Below are 13,023 nucleotides of genomic sequence, written 5' to 3' on the forward strand. Positions count from 1 at the left end.
TTCTATTCGATGTTTCTGAGATGTTTATATATTTTTATTAATATTGTTTAACCTGTACTTCTGTCAATATTAGGCAATTGATTTACTAGCTGGCCTGTTAACTGAATTTCTAAATAGCTTTGAGATATTATTCAAACTTATCAAATTGCGTGACGGTTTTTTTCAGTAAGTTATAAAAATACATGATTCAGTACATGAACTAACAACAACCCTACAGAATAACTCTGAAAAACAACCCTACAGAATAACCCTAAAAAACAACCCGGAAAGAAAACTAAAAATTGATCCCTATGCACCCGAAAACTCAACAGATCCTTGAAGTCTTTGAAGAGATCAATAGAATTCCAAGGCGTTCAAAGCATGAAGACCAGATTTCCGTCTGGCTGCAGGAGTGGGGCCTATCCAGAGGTTTTGAGGTAAAAGCCGATTCCTTAAACAATGTGCTCATCAAAGTCCCTGCAACGGCCGGATATGAGAATTCCCCCACACTTATTCTGCAGGGGCATATGGATATGGTCTGCGAGAAATGCAAAGATTCCAGGCACGACTTTTCCAGAGACCCTGTAAGATGCGTTTATGATGGGGAATGGGTGCGGGGAGATGGGACTTCCATAGGTGCGGACAATGGGATTGCACTTGCAGTCGGGCTTGTAATGGCAGAGGCAGGGAAGAAAGGAGAAATCGGACATCCGCCGCTTGAGCTGCTCTTTACGGTAGACGAGGAGACAGGGTTGACAGGGGCGAAAGGAATTGAGGCCTGTTTCTTTGAAGGGAAGGTGCTTCTGAATCTTGACTCAGAGGATGAAGGCGTTTTTGTAATAGGATGCGCAGGCGGGCAGAATTCGCTGATTACACTCCCTGTTGAATGGGAACTGTTCGACTTTAAAAATGAAAATTTATTCGGGTTTTTCAGGCTCTCGGTTGAGGGGCTGGAAGGCGGGCATTCCGGGGTTGAGATCAACAAACAGCGTGCAAACGGGATACAGCTGCTCTCCCTGGCGCTGGCAGGCCTCAGGGACAGGCTCGGAGCAGAAAATTTGAGGCTTGTCCTGCTAAACGGGGGCAGCGTCCATAATGCAATTCCCAGTACTGCAGAGGCCTTTATTGCACTCCGCAGGGAAAAGCTCGAGGAAGCCAAGGAAGCCGTGTCAGGTCTCAGGAAGGCGTTTCAGGCTGAATATGCAAAAACCGACCCTGGCCTTATTTTGAATCTCGAAGCTACTGGAGGAGAAATAAGCTTTGAAGGGGCAGGAGACAGGGCTCCCAAAAAAGAAGTTTCCCGTATCCGGGTCATTTCGGCAGGGACCGAAGAAAAACTGATAGAACTGCTCCTGGGGTTGCCACATGGAGTTTACAGGATGTCGGAAACTATTCGGGGGCTTGTCGAAACCTCAAATAACCTTGCAACGGTAAGGACGACTGAAAATGAAATAATGATCGTATCAAGCCAGCGCAGTTCTAATAATCCCAGATTGGCTGAAATTACCGGAAAGGTGGAAGCAGTGGCAAAGCTCGCAGGCGCATGGATTGAACATGAACCCGGATATCCTGCCTGGGAACCCGACCTGAAATCCGAACTGCTCTCCAGGTGCAGGCAGGTTTACACCGGAACATTCGGAAGAGAACCTGAGATTAAAGTGATTCACGCCGGGCTTGAATGCGGGATAATCGGTTCGGTAAATGAGGGTATGGAAATGATTTCTTTAGGGCCGACGATCAAAGATCCGCATTGCCCTTCGGAAAGGATTTTCATTCCTTCCATTGAAAAAGTCTGGATTTTTCTGGAGTGCCTTCTGAAAAGTTATCGATGCACGTAATCAAATTTCAACCACTTCAATTTATTCTTTCGAGTGGTAAATAGGCTGGCTCACTGCCCTCAGAACTTTCTTCCCTGCTGGCTGTCCTGCTTTCTTTCTCACTTCCTTTTATTGAAGAGCGCACTTTCATGAAATAAGCCAGAGCTGCTATGGGTAAGGCATATCCTATTCCATAGACAGCCAGGTTGATTTCTTGTGGTTCAAAGATCACGCTCAGGAAATTGACAGCAAGCACAACTACGGTTAGTCCGACAAGGTTCAGTTCCAGTTCTTCAATATTATGCGTTCTCAGCCATTCGGGTAAAGGGAGTGACTGAATAAATAACTCATAAAGACCCAGGGAGGTGAGAAAAAGCACAGTACCGACCAGAAAGAGGTGCACAATCTCCACAAGTTCGACAATCACACTCCCCTGGGTATCGGCCTCCTGCATTCCGGAAACAAGTTCCCAGAGGAAATGAACAAGGTCAATGCCACCTTTAATAAACAGCACGTCAGCCGCAACGGCCAGCCCGATAACCGGAATGAGCACGAAGAACCGCATGCCTGCAACAAACTTAACTGCTCTGATTATCAGACTCCTCCGGATTTATCTTTTTGTTTTTACTTCTTTCATTTTTATTGGTTTTAATTTGACCTTTTGCAATTTTTGGTCTATTTAAGCTCTTTATTTATTCTGTGAACCGGAATCCTTAACATGGAGGTTTCAATCGGCAGTGCATCTCTGCTTTTTTTCTTCAGTCTTTTATCAAAATTCGTTATTCGCTATTTTCTTGCCAGACTGCCAGTTTTATAATTTCCATTCTACGATTATCATTTATGACTATCAGTTTTATAGCTATTAGCTCTGGGAAAATTAAAATCGTGCTCAGAAAGCAGACTCTCTGGCGAAATCTGAGTTCATTATTTTATTGAGCCTATCCCAAAATTAATATTGAGCTGATCTCAAAACTCGAAATAATTCCTTTGAATCGCGAAGATAGGATAGTCAATCGAGTTTCCGATTCTGGAAATATTTTTGAAATTCTTGTTGATGGGGAAGTAAAATTGGTTTTGGGATGAGCTCATTCTCAAATTATTCTTCGGCAAATGCTGGATATAGCTTTTTGCAGAACCTGCAACCCCAATCCGCAGGCCCGGATTAGGCAAGCCGATAGAATTCGGCAAGCTAATAATATACTGTTGCTTTTATATATATTATTATATACGGATTTACATACTTTAGAGTATTTCAATTAAGATTCTTTATGATTCTTTTTATGAGTTCGGGTTTACTGCTTTTTGAGGTCGCTCTTCCCCGATTTAAAAAAGCATCTCGCCTATCTTCTCCTGGTTTTACTCCTATATTCCCCTGGTTTTACTCCTGTATTCTCTTGATTTTATTCTTTGCTTTCACCCGATTCCATCAACCCTGCCAGCCAGCGAGTATCATCGGAACTTTCCAGGATCATTTTTACAACCATTGTAAGAGGTATGGCTATAAGTGCACCTGAAGGGCCCAGTACAAAAGCCCAGTAAAATAAAGAAAGAAATACTATCGACGGAGATAATTTAAGGCCTTTTCCTGCAAGAGATGGGAGAACAACACTTTCTACGAACTCGTTTATAAGCCAGAGCCCAGCAAGAATTGCGAGTGCTCCAAGAGGTCCGTACTTAAATAGTGCAAGCAACACAGGTGGAAAAGCTGCCAGAATAAAACCAAGAAACGGAATATAACCAAGCACGAAGGTCAGAATACCCCAGAGAACTGCAAAATCGATTCTTACGATAAGAAGAAGTATGGTCGTTCCAATGCCTGCAATCAAATTGGTCTCAGTCCTTATAAGAATAAAACTCACCAGGCTCTTACCAAGTTGGATAACTTGTAAAAACAGCATTGGTTGAGTTCCAGCTTCCCTTTGAACCTTTCTAAGAGCGCCTGCTGCGTCCAGAAGCAAAAAAGTTGTAGTGGTAATAATGAGCGCGGTTGTTGTTCCGGCATTCAAAGCTCCTGTAAGAATTCCTGCAGTCAGACCAAGTACGAATGCCCCTATATCGCGCAGAATTCCTTCAAAGGAAAATTCATCTGATGCAGGTAAATATCGCTCAATATTTTGTATTAAGTCCGAAAATTGAGTCTGATAACCAGGAATCTGGCTGCTGAGCTGGAACAGGGATCCGGCAACAAGAAGAACTGTACCCGTGGCAATAATAATAAAGAAGAAAATTACCAGACCTACACTGACTGGACCGGGCACGCCCTTTCTCTGGAACCAGTTAACCAGAGGGGCAAAGATCAGAAAGGCAAAAATTGAGAAGAAGACAGGCACAAGTATACCTGAAATCTCCCTCATCCCGATTGTCAGGATGACTGCTGCCGTGCCGTAGAGTAATATCCTGGCGGGCACTGAGTAACTATCTTTGTTGATTTTATCCGTGTTCATTTACGCTCCCGGATACCTTTATACCGTTAATTAGCATTCGGCTAATAGTATAAAAATTTTTTCAAGAGTTCCGAATTTTTCTTGTCCCCGGGTTCTCAGCTTTTTTCTGCTCTTTTTAACTGTGTTCAAGATCTTCCGCTGGACCAATCCACCTGGCAAGCCATCTCATTTCATCAAACCTTTCAGATATGAGTTTCAAAATATCGTAAGTGATATGACAGTAGCATACCTGTCCTTCCAGGTACGCAGTTCCAGTAGAACAGGGTAAGAAATAAGATTGCAGGAGATGTTGAGGAGATAAATTGAGCCCCTTTCCTGCGAGTCAGGGGAAAACAGGATTTTCTGAAAACACATTCACAATCATAAAAATTGCAAAAACAGCAAGGGTGCCCACGAAGGGATGAATAAGAGTGCAGCAAAAATGAGGAAAAAGGGTTGTAAGTATTACATAAGTATATACACCCTGCACATGCTCCACCCGATACATCCCGGAGATTTTCAAAATTACCGGCATAACTCGCTTGATTCGCTTAAAGTCCAGCTATCCAGCGTTTAAAACCTGCTTACCTCCGTTTAAAACCTGCTTCCCGCTTATCTCAGCTCCTGAAATTCAGGTTAAATTAACAGGCATTAGCCCCATTTGTTCTTTTCGTTTCCCTCACACTCAGGTGCTCCCGATTCCCTGCAAAAGCCTGTCCATAACCTGATCCACGGTAAAACTTGCAGCTTTCTGGCGTGGAGGATAATCTTTGAAAGTTGCCAAAAAATCACCCACAATAGCCTGGGCAGGCACCAGCAGGAAGGCATGATCCAGCAGCCAGTCATAATAGGTGTTTGAGGTCTGATCCGCCCTTTCATAAGGATCGGTGCGCAGGTTGAAGATTTTTGGTACGCGAAGCTGGACAAAAGGTTCAGCCCAGACCTGTAAAGTACCAATTACGCGCTGCTCCATAAAGACCATTTTCCAGTTATCGTACCTGAGAGCTACCAGGTCCCCATCGTCGGAAAAGTAAAAGAACTCTATACGTGGGGATTTCTTTTCTTTTCCTGTAAAATACGGAAGCAGATTATAGCCGTCAAGATGCACCTTGAAAGTTCGGTCTCCTGCTTTGTAGCCTTCTTTGAGTTTTTCCTTAATATCCGGCTCTCCAGCTGCTGCAAGGAAAGTGGGCAGCCAGTCAAGATGACTCACGATCTCATTAGAAATTGTACCTGCCCGGATCTTAGCAGGCCAGCGCATTACTTCGGGAACGCGGAAAGCTCCTTCCCAGCAGGAGTTTTTCTCGTTTCGGAACGGGGTCATGGCAGCATCGGGCCAGGTATTCATATGGGGCCCATTGTCCGTGCTGTAGACAACTACAGTGTCATCGGCAATTCCAAGTTCATCTAGCAAATTCAACAGCATACCAACCTGCCGATCGTGCTCGATCATTGCATCATGGTATTCCGACTGCCAGCGCCCGGACTGCCCCTTTATTTTCTCCGGGATATGAACCCTGAAATGCATCCAGGTAGTATTGAACCAGACAAAGAACGGCTTTCCAGCTTCATGCTGGCGCTTAATAAAATCGCTGGCCGCTTCCAGAAATTCCAAGTCCACTGTTTCCATGCGTTTTCGGGTTAGTGGGCCTGTATCTTCAATGCGGCCGTCAGAATAGCTCCGGATTACGCCCCTTGGACCATAATTCTTCCGGAAATTTGGAAAGTCTTTTTCAGGTGGATAGTCCGGATTTTCCGGTTCTTCCTCAGCATTAAGGTGGTAAAGGTTGCCAAAAAACTCATCGAAACCGTGGTTGGTAGGCAAATGTTCATCCCGGTCTCCAAAATGATTTTTTCCAAACTGGCCCGTGGCATAACCCAGTGGCTTTAATAGTTCGGCTATAGTCGGGTCCTCGGATCGGATTCCAAGTTTTGCTCCGGGCATGCCTACTTTACTCAAACCTGTTCGGAAGGCACTCTGTCCTGTAATAAAAGATGCCCTGCCTGCGGTGCAGCTCTGCTCCCCATATGAGTCCGTAAACCTTATACCTTCGTTAGCTATCCGGTCAATGTTTGGCGTTCTGTATCCCATCAGACCGTCACTGTAGCAACTGAGGTTACTAATGCCAATGTCATCTCCCCAGATGACCAGTATGTTTGGTTTCTTTTCTGTCATTTTTTTATCCCCATTATATAGATTAATTGACATTTCGGATTTTGGGCCCCTTTTTCTTGAGGCCGTGACAGCGTTTGAACTTGAGCCCACTGCCACAGGGGCAGGGGTCGTTTCGGCCTGCACGGGTAAAAGCGTCTTCCAGGGCCAGGACTCGCATGACCTCTACTGCCGGATAACCCCTGCGCATCAGGCCTGCCATGATCTGCATCGGAAAGTCGATATGCCGGAAGAAAGCTTTCCAGCCTTTGCACAGGTAGTTCAGGCCGGTTTCTCCGGTAGAAGTGGCAAGAAAGCGGTTTTTAGGACATTCTCCCCTGCAGGCAAAGAGCACATCGCATTCACGGCATTCCTGCGGCAGAGTAGCATGTTTGTCCTGCCCGAACCTGTACTGCTTTTCCGAGGCAGAAAGCTCAGAAATCTCTTTTTCCATAATATTGCCAAGCAGGTAGTCCGGCTCCACAAAATGGTCGCACGAGTAGAGATCGCCATTGTGCTCCAGAGCAAGCCCCGTACCACATGTCTCTTCAAAAACGCACATGCCTGAAGGCATCCCCAGCCACCTGCGTACAGAAGCCTCAAAAGTCTGCACGAAGACCCTGCCCACATCATTTCTCACCCACTCGTCAAAAATACGGCTCAGGAAGCTTCCAAACTGCTCTGGCTGCACCGAGCGGTCCGAGACCGTGTCCCCTTTCTGATAAAGGGAGTGTCCCTCCTCATTTATCCTCTCTACAACAGGAATGAACTGAATCCAGTCTGTCCCGGCTTCGTCCCGCAGGAAGCGGTAGACTTCCAGCGGATAATCGGCGTTGGTGCGGTTAACTGTGGTCAGGACATTATATTCCACGCCGTGTTTTTGCAGTAGGCGAAGCCCACTCATGACCCTGTCGAAGCTCCCCTCCCCTTTTTTGTCCACCCGGTAGGCATCATGCAGTTCACGCGGGCCGTCGATGCTGATCCCTATGAGAAAGCCGTTTTCCTTAAAGAACCGGCACCATTCGTCATCAAGGAGTGTGCCGTTGGTCTGCATCGTATTTTCGAACGTCATTCCCGGTTTTCTGTACTTTTCCTGCAGTTCGATGGCACGCCGGTAAAAGCCGATGCCCATAAGCGTGGGTTCACCCCCCTGCCAGGCAACGGTTACCTGCGGGCTGCGGTGGGCTTCGATAAGCTGCCGGATGTAGTTTTCCAGCACTTCGTCTGACATTCGGAACCTGCTACCCGGATAGAGCAGTTCCTTGTCAAGAAAAAAACAGTAGGAACAGGCCAGGTTGCAGATCGCTCCGGTAGGCTTGGCCATCACATGAATGCGGGGATGCAGGAAGTTTTGTGTCATTTTCACTCCTTTACAGGGCTATTATTCGGCAGTTCTTCACATTTTTGTAACAAAAACCTGGTAGGCAGCAGATATTTATTTAAAATCCGTAATTTTTGTATCGTTACCAATCTCAAGAAGTGAAAAGAAATCTCCAGAGAGTTGACTCTCTGACCAGACCTGATTTTTCATTCGGGATTATTCTTCAGCAAAGGCTGCCCTAAATTTTTCTTCTTATCCGCAGGCCAGTTAACTATGGCTTCATCATGAAGCGTTATCAGACCCTGATTGCTCAGATCTTCAATCACGTGACGTGCCTTTTCAGCACCATCGGTAGTTTCGAACTTCAGAACTGTTAGATTGCCATTCCTCAAACTTCTTTTATTCTCCTACTAGCATTGTTTTTCCTGAAAAACGCATAAAAGTAAAATGTGGAAAGGAACTGACCTTCTGCTCCTCTCCCAACATTCATTTTTTGAGGAACCGTTGTTCTTATCTTACAACCGGCTTCCGGAAAAATTTGCATTTCCGAAGGGTCGGCTTTCAGGTCCGAATTCAGTATGCTGGAGCTGTTTCTTCTTCAGCAAAGGCTGCACGAAGCTTGTCCTCTTCTTCCTTGGACAGGTTGGTAGCAATTATCTCAAAATTAAACTGTTTCATGGATTCGAAAACCCTATCTTTCACGGCATCGCTGGTCATAAGAAAGAGGGCTGACGTACCTGGAGTCACTTTGCTGCGGACAGACTTGATAAATTCATCACTAATTCCAACGTCTGCCATGGAACCGGTGAGTGCGCCCAACGCGGCTCCAACAACCATTCCAAATATAGGAACAAAGAAGATAAGACCAAACAGCAAGCCCCAAAAAGCGCCGCTCATTGCTCCTACGCCTGATAAATCCGACAATTGTTTGGTTTTTGGCTTTTTCTTGTCCGCAGGCCAGGTAACTATGGCTGCGTCATGCAGATTGATCAGGCCCTGCTTGCTGAGGTCTTGAATCACATGAAGTGCCCTTTCAGCACCATCAATAGTTTCAAACTTAAGAACTGTTAAAGTTGCTATAACTCGAACCTCCTTTTATATCATAGATTTTATTGATTATTCTGTTTTCAAGCCAGTTCGCCAATAGAGGCTAAACTATCGTCTCCACTATTGTTTTGTAAATCTTGAAAACCTGGGTTAGTCATGTCTTCTTCCCTTGATACACATTTTCTGCTATCTCAGCATGCAGCAATATAGTAGCCGGGAAAAAGTCCTGCTTAAATCCCTCAAGCCATTTTGTACCGGGGTTAAGGAATAGCCAGTTTGTTACAGGAAAGCCTATAGTATGTTTTAGTACGTTTTTTCATGCAATGTGATCTTACAATATCTCGCGTATACTGATATCCTTCCACAGACTGCGCTATTCAGAGGCAGGTGAATCAATTAAAATTGCCTTTTTTGATACTGTCGATTTCAACCTGGATACTGAGATTTATCAATGTCTTATTGCGAAAGTTGCTTACCAGGTATCTATCGATTAATTTTAGTGTTGTAACCCCCAATTGAACCTTCGAGATTTCCCCCAGGCTCGTCGTTCAATAATCCATTTTATATAATTATTCTTTTATATATATTATTTTATGCATGTTGATTAATTTTATCGGGTCTGCTGAAAAGGATTACTCTTTAAAATCGTCGGGCATACCTTTTTGCTTTCTTTTTATAGCCCAAACTGAGGCTTTCCGAATTAGCAAGACTGAGTGCAGCATTAACTGTCGATGTCGCTAACTGGCAATTTTTAAATCACAGGTCTTTAGAATTTCAAGATGAACTCTCTATAATCTTTTCCTCATCCTGATCCCTATCCCCACTTGATTCCATCAGTTTAGCTATCAAGCGTGTGTCTTCGGAACTTTCGAGAACTATCTTTACAACTATTGTAAGAGGTACGGCAATCAGCGCACCTGCTGTCCCAAGCACATAAGACCAGTAAAATAAAGAAAGAAACACAAGCGTCGGAGATAATTTAAGGCCTTTCCCCGCAATAGATGGGAAAACGACATTTTCCACGAGCGCATTGATAATAGTGACGCCGGCAAGGACACCCAGGGCCCCTATAGCCCCGTATTCGAACAGGGCAAGAAGCATAGGTGGAATAGTGGCCAGATAAAAGCCCAGGTAAGGGATATAACCGAACAGGAAGAACAGGAGGCCCCAGAGAAGAGCAAAATCTATATCTCCAAGAAGGAAAAGTATGGTAACTCCAATGCCCCCAACCAGATTAGTCTCAGTCCTCAGGAGCATGTAATTTACAACGGTTTTGCTTAACTCGGCAAACCGCGAAAAATGGACTGGCTGCTCTTCAGCTTCTCTTTGCACTCTTTTTGGCGCACCTGCAGCATCCAGAAGTAAAAACGTTGTCGTGATAAAAATGAGTACAATTGTTGATCCGGCATTTAAGGCTCCTGTAATAATTTGCGCACTTACACCGAAAGCAAATGCCGAAATATCGCGTAGGGCCGATTCCAACGACACTCCGGCTTCAGGTAAATACGTTGAAATACTGTTCAGAATACTCTGCAGCTGGTTCTCATAGCTTGGAATCCTGCCGCTGATCTGGAGTAAAGAGCTTGCAAAGAGAATTGCGGTTCCAACAAAAACAAACATGAAAATAAGGATTACCAGAAGAACGCTAACCTTTCCCGGAACCCCTTTCCTCATGAGCCAGTGAACAAGGGGAGAAAAGATCAGAAAGGCAAACAGAGCGAAAAAAACCGGTACCAGTATGGTTGAAATCGCCCTCATGCCAAGTGTAAGGAGAACTGCAGCAGTGCTGTAAATCAGAATTTTGGCTGGCGTTGAAATGGTATTTGTGTTTATGTTTTATCCCCCAATCTTTCTCTTCCCTATCGAGAAATCTGCATCAAAAAAATAGTTGCATCATTATATTATAAAGAATATAAAATTTGGAATATATATGAGTTATCATATATAATATTAAAATAAGATTTGAAAGAAACGCAGTTTGACTAGTTTTTAATTGTCATCGATGTGTTCCACTGGTCCCATTAATGGCCATGCATCTTGTTTCTTCAAAATCTTAAGTAAAATCTTTATAACTAATGTAAGAGGTATTGAAAGCAAAACACCCCCAAGTCCAAGCACGAAATTCCAATATATGAGAGCAGGAAACAAAAAAGCAGGAGATAATTTCAGGTCTTTTCCCTTAAGCGATCGGAAAAAAACCTTTTCCCCAATTTTCTATTAGTCGTGTACCATCTGATCGAGTGCTACCGTAATTGCCAGGATAAGAGGGGCATTCTGTCCCGGAGAAACCTCCACCCCATAGGTATCCCTTATCCGGAACCACTTTTTGGAGACCTCTGCAACTTTTGTCCCGCCAGCGTCAATGCTGTATTCGTGCCTCAGAATATTGCCCTGTACATCCATTTCAGGCCCATTTGCGACTTCAACTTTAAATCGGTCGCGGAGAGGTGTAATCAGGGCTTTTTTGATTGATGCGGCCGTTTTTCCTTCCGCATCCTCGATGTCCATCGTATCCCGGATCCTGAGCATTTTCTCCCTTATTTTATATAGATCGTTTCCCTGCGCATCCTTAATATTCAGGGTTTCGCGAATGCGGAGCGCCTTTCCGTCAATAAAGAATGCACGCTCCCCAGCTTCATTTTCGATCCAGTAGTCATCTCCTATTGAAATGATTCTTTCACGCATTTTGTAGCGTTGTCCACCTGCTGTTCCGTGGTCCTGGGAACCGCTCACGCTTTCACGATCCCTGAGTCTATCCCTTAATCCCATCTTTAATCACTCCTTTGTTTTATTGTAGTCCGGAGCTTCTCGTATCTCAAAAAGCCCGACGTAAAAGGGAATGGTGGAGAATCCTGTATCATCCAGCACTCATCAGGTAGCCATGGCTCCTCACTGTGCCAGGGGCTTTCCTGGTGTATTAAAGGGTTCCTTACTATGCTATGCTTCTTTACTTTACCATGTGAGTTTCGTAATTAATCCTGTTTAGGATTCCGATAGGATATACGGTTCCGGATGCCGATAGTAAAGACTCCCCTAAATTGTTTTGAGATATTCCCCCCATCCGAATTCGTAAATATGTTTAAATATAATTTAAACGAATTTATAATTTCGCCTCTATTCATATCACTTTTTCAAGAAAAAACTGGCTGTGAACGGGGTATCGGATAATCAACTTATTTGCATAACGGTCCTACTGGAGCATCTTCCGGGGTTTTTAAAGTGGGTTTTCTCCCGCTTTTTTTTTCACCCTTATCCTCGCTCCCACTTGATTCCATCAGTTTCGCCAGCCAGCGCGTTTCTTCGAAACTTTCCAGGATTATCTTCACAACCATTGTAAGAGGTATGGCAATCAGTGCTCCCGGAGTTCCCAGCACATAAGCCCAGTAAAACAAAGAGAGAAACACGACAGACGGAGATAACTTAAGGCCTTTTCCTGCAAGGGACGGAAAAAGGATATTTTCTACGAGCGCGTTGATGAGCGAAATACCGACAAGGACAGCCAGTGCTCCTATAACTCCATATTCAAAAAGTGCAAGGAGCATTGGAGGAAAAGCAGCCAGAATAAAACCCAGGTAGGGAATATAACCGAGCAGGAATGTCAGGAAACCCCAGAGAATTGCAAAATCAATGCCCCCGATAAGGAGAAGCACGGCAGTCCCGATCCCTCCTATCAGATTGGTTTCAGTCCGTATGACAATGTAGTTCACAAGGCTTCTGCCAAATTCGATGGTCTGCGACAGCAGGAGAGACTGTTTTTCAGCCTCCTTCTGCACCCTTTTCGGAGCTCCGGCGGCATCCAGCAGCAAGAACGTTGTTGTAATAATGATAAGCCCGGTTGTTGTCCCGGCATCTAAAACTCCAGTAAGGATTCCTGCTGTAAGACTGAAAGCAAATGCTCCCACATCACGCAGGATTGATTCTACAGAGAATCCGACGGATGGCAAATATATTGAAAGGTTTTCCAGAGTTTCCATTAACTGGGTTTCATAGTTTGGGATGCGACTGCTGAGCTGAAGTAAAGATCCTACAACCAGAAACCCGGTTCCCATGGCAACAGTAATGAAAAAAAGGATAGCCAGACCGACGCTAACAGTTCCAGGAACCCCTTTTTTCTGGAGCCAGTGGATGAGGGGGGCGAAAATTAGAAAGGCGAAAATCGAGAAAAAAACAGGCACGAGTATAGTTGCTATCTGCTGCATACCGATAGTTAGAATAACCGCAGCGGTACTGTAGAGAAGAATTCTGGCTGGTGTCGAATGACTATTTGCATTCATAGTTACTTCC

General features: G+C 44.6%; 11 protein-coding genes. 2 read left to right on the plus strand and 9 right to left on the minus strand.

Annotated elements, in window-relative coordinates:
* The first annotated feature begins 290 nt into the window (after positions 1-290).
* Positions 291-1,817: an aminoacyl-histidine dipeptidase gene (locus ACPK8D_RS06935; protein ID WP_424717161.1), complete on the plus strand. Its 1,527-nt coding sequence runs from the start codon at positions 291-293 to the stop codon at positions 1,815-1,817.
* Between the two features lie 16 nt (positions 1,818-1,833).
* On the opposite strand, the gene ACPK8D_RS06940 is transcribed toward ACPK8D_RS06935, so the two are convergent.
* Both ACPK8D_RS06940 and ACPK8D_RS06945 read right to left on the minus strand, forming a co-directional pair.
* Positions 1,834-2,361 (minus strand): YqhA family protein, encoded by a 528-nt coding sequence (locus ACPK8D_RS06940; protein ID WP_424717107.1) that lies wholly within the window; start codon positions 2,359-2,361, stop codon positions 1,834-1,836.
* 835 nt (positions 2,362-3,196) lie between these two features.
* Entirely contained in the window at positions 3,197-4,240 is a 1,044-nt protein-coding gene (locus ACPK8D_RS06945; RefSeq protein ID WP_424717108.1) for an AI-2E family transporter, read from the minus strand.
* A 400-nt stretch (positions 4,241-4,640) separates the two neighbouring features.
* On the opposite strand from ACPK8D_RS06945, the gene ACPK8D_RS06950 reads away from it, so the two are divergent.
* Positions 4,641-4,796, plus strand: a complete 156-nt coding sequence (locus tag ACPK8D_RS06950) for a hypothetical protein (protein WP_424717109.1) — start codon at positions 4,641-4,643, stop codon at positions 4,794-4,796.
* 108 nt (positions 4,797-4,904) lie between these two features.
* Here ACPK8D_RS06950 and ACPK8D_RS06955 read toward each other — a convergent pair whose 3' ends face one another.
* From ACPK8D_RS06955 to ACPK8D_RS06985, 7 genes are all read right to left on the minus strand, one after another.
* Complete coding sequence (locus ACPK8D_RS06955) at positions 4,905-6,395, minus strand: arylsulfatase (RefSeq protein ID WP_424717110.1); 1,491 nt, start codon at positions 6,393-6,395, stop codon at positions 4,905-4,907.
* A gap of 22 nt (positions 6,396-6,417) precedes the next feature.
* Positions 6,418-7,731: an anaerobic sulfatase maturase gene (locus tag ACPK8D_RS06960; protein ID WP_424717111.1), complete on the minus strand. Its 1,314-nt coding sequence runs from the start codon at positions 7,729-7,731 to the stop codon at positions 6,418-6,420.
* A gap of 167 nt (positions 7,732-7,898) precedes the next feature.
* Positions 7,899-8,084 (minus strand): hypothetical protein, encoded by a 186-nt coding sequence (locus tag ACPK8D_RS06965; protein WP_424717112.1) that lies wholly within the window; start codon positions 8,082-8,084, stop codon positions 7,899-7,901.
* 181 nt (positions 8,085-8,265) lie between these two features.
* Positions 8,266-8,712 carry a DUF1269 domain-containing protein gene (locus ACPK8D_RS06970; protein ID WP_424717113.1) on the minus strand — a complete coding sequence of 149 codons (447 nt, stop codon included), beginning with the start codon at positions 8,710-8,712 and terminating at the stop codon, positions 8,266-8,268.
* Positions 8,713-9,513: 801 nt separating this feature from the next.
* Positions 9,514-10,572: an AI-2E family transporter gene (locus ACPK8D_RS06975; RefSeq protein ID WP_424717162.1), complete on the minus strand. Its 1,059-nt coding sequence runs from the start codon at positions 10,570-10,572 to the stop codon at positions 9,514-9,516.
* A gap of 384 nt (positions 10,573-10,956) precedes the next feature.
* Positions 10,957-11,508, minus strand: coding sequence for an LURP-one-related/scramblase family protein (locus tag ACPK8D_RS06980; protein ID WP_424717114.1), 552 nt, complete (start codon positions 11,506-11,508; stop codon positions 10,957-10,959).
* Between the two features lie 404 nt (positions 11,509-11,912).
* Complete coding sequence (locus ACPK8D_RS06985) at positions 11,913-13,013, minus strand: AI-2E family transporter (RefSeq protein WP_424717115.1); 1,101 nt, start codon at positions 13,011-13,013, stop codon at positions 11,913-11,915.
* Positions 13,014-13,023: the final 10 nt, after the last annotated feature.

The organism is Methanosarcina sp., from assembly GCF_049706645.1.
GTDB lineage: Archaea > Halobacteriota > Methanosarcinia > Methanosarcinales > Methanosarcinaceae > Methanosarcina.

Coding starts and splice junctions, on each gene's coding strand:
- ACPK8D_RS06945 (WP_424717108.1), bottom strand. CDS start 4,240: ATGAACACGGATAAAATCAACAAAGATAGTTACTCAGTGCCCGCCAGG.
- ACPK8D_RS06960 (WP_424717111.1), bottom strand. CDS start 7,731: ATGACACAAAACTTCCTGCATCCCCGCATTCATGTGATGGCCAAGCCT.
- ACPK8D_RS06985 (WP_424717115.1), bottom strand. CDS start 13,013: ATGAATGCAAATAGTCATTCGACACCAGCCAGAATTCTTCTCTACAGT.
- ACPK8D_RS06940 (WP_424717107.1), bottom strand. CDS start 2,361: ATGCGGTTCTTCGTGCTCATTCCGGTTATCGGGCTGGCCGTTGCGGCT.
- ACPK8D_RS06935 (WP_424717161.1), top strand. CDS start 291: ATGCACCCGAAAACTCAACAGATCCTTGAAGTCTTTGAAGAGATCAAT.
- ACPK8D_RS06955 (WP_424717110.1), bottom strand. CDS start 6,395: ATGACAGAAAAGAAACCAAACATACTGGTCATCTGGGGAGATGACATT.
- ACPK8D_RS06950 (WP_424717109.1), top strand. CDS start 4,641: ATGAATAAGAGTGCAGCAAAAATGAGGAAAAAGGGTTGTAAGTATTAC.
- ACPK8D_RS06980 (WP_424717114.1), bottom strand. CDS start 11,508: ATGGGATTAAGGGATAGACTCAGGGATCGTGAAAGCGTGAGCGGTTCC.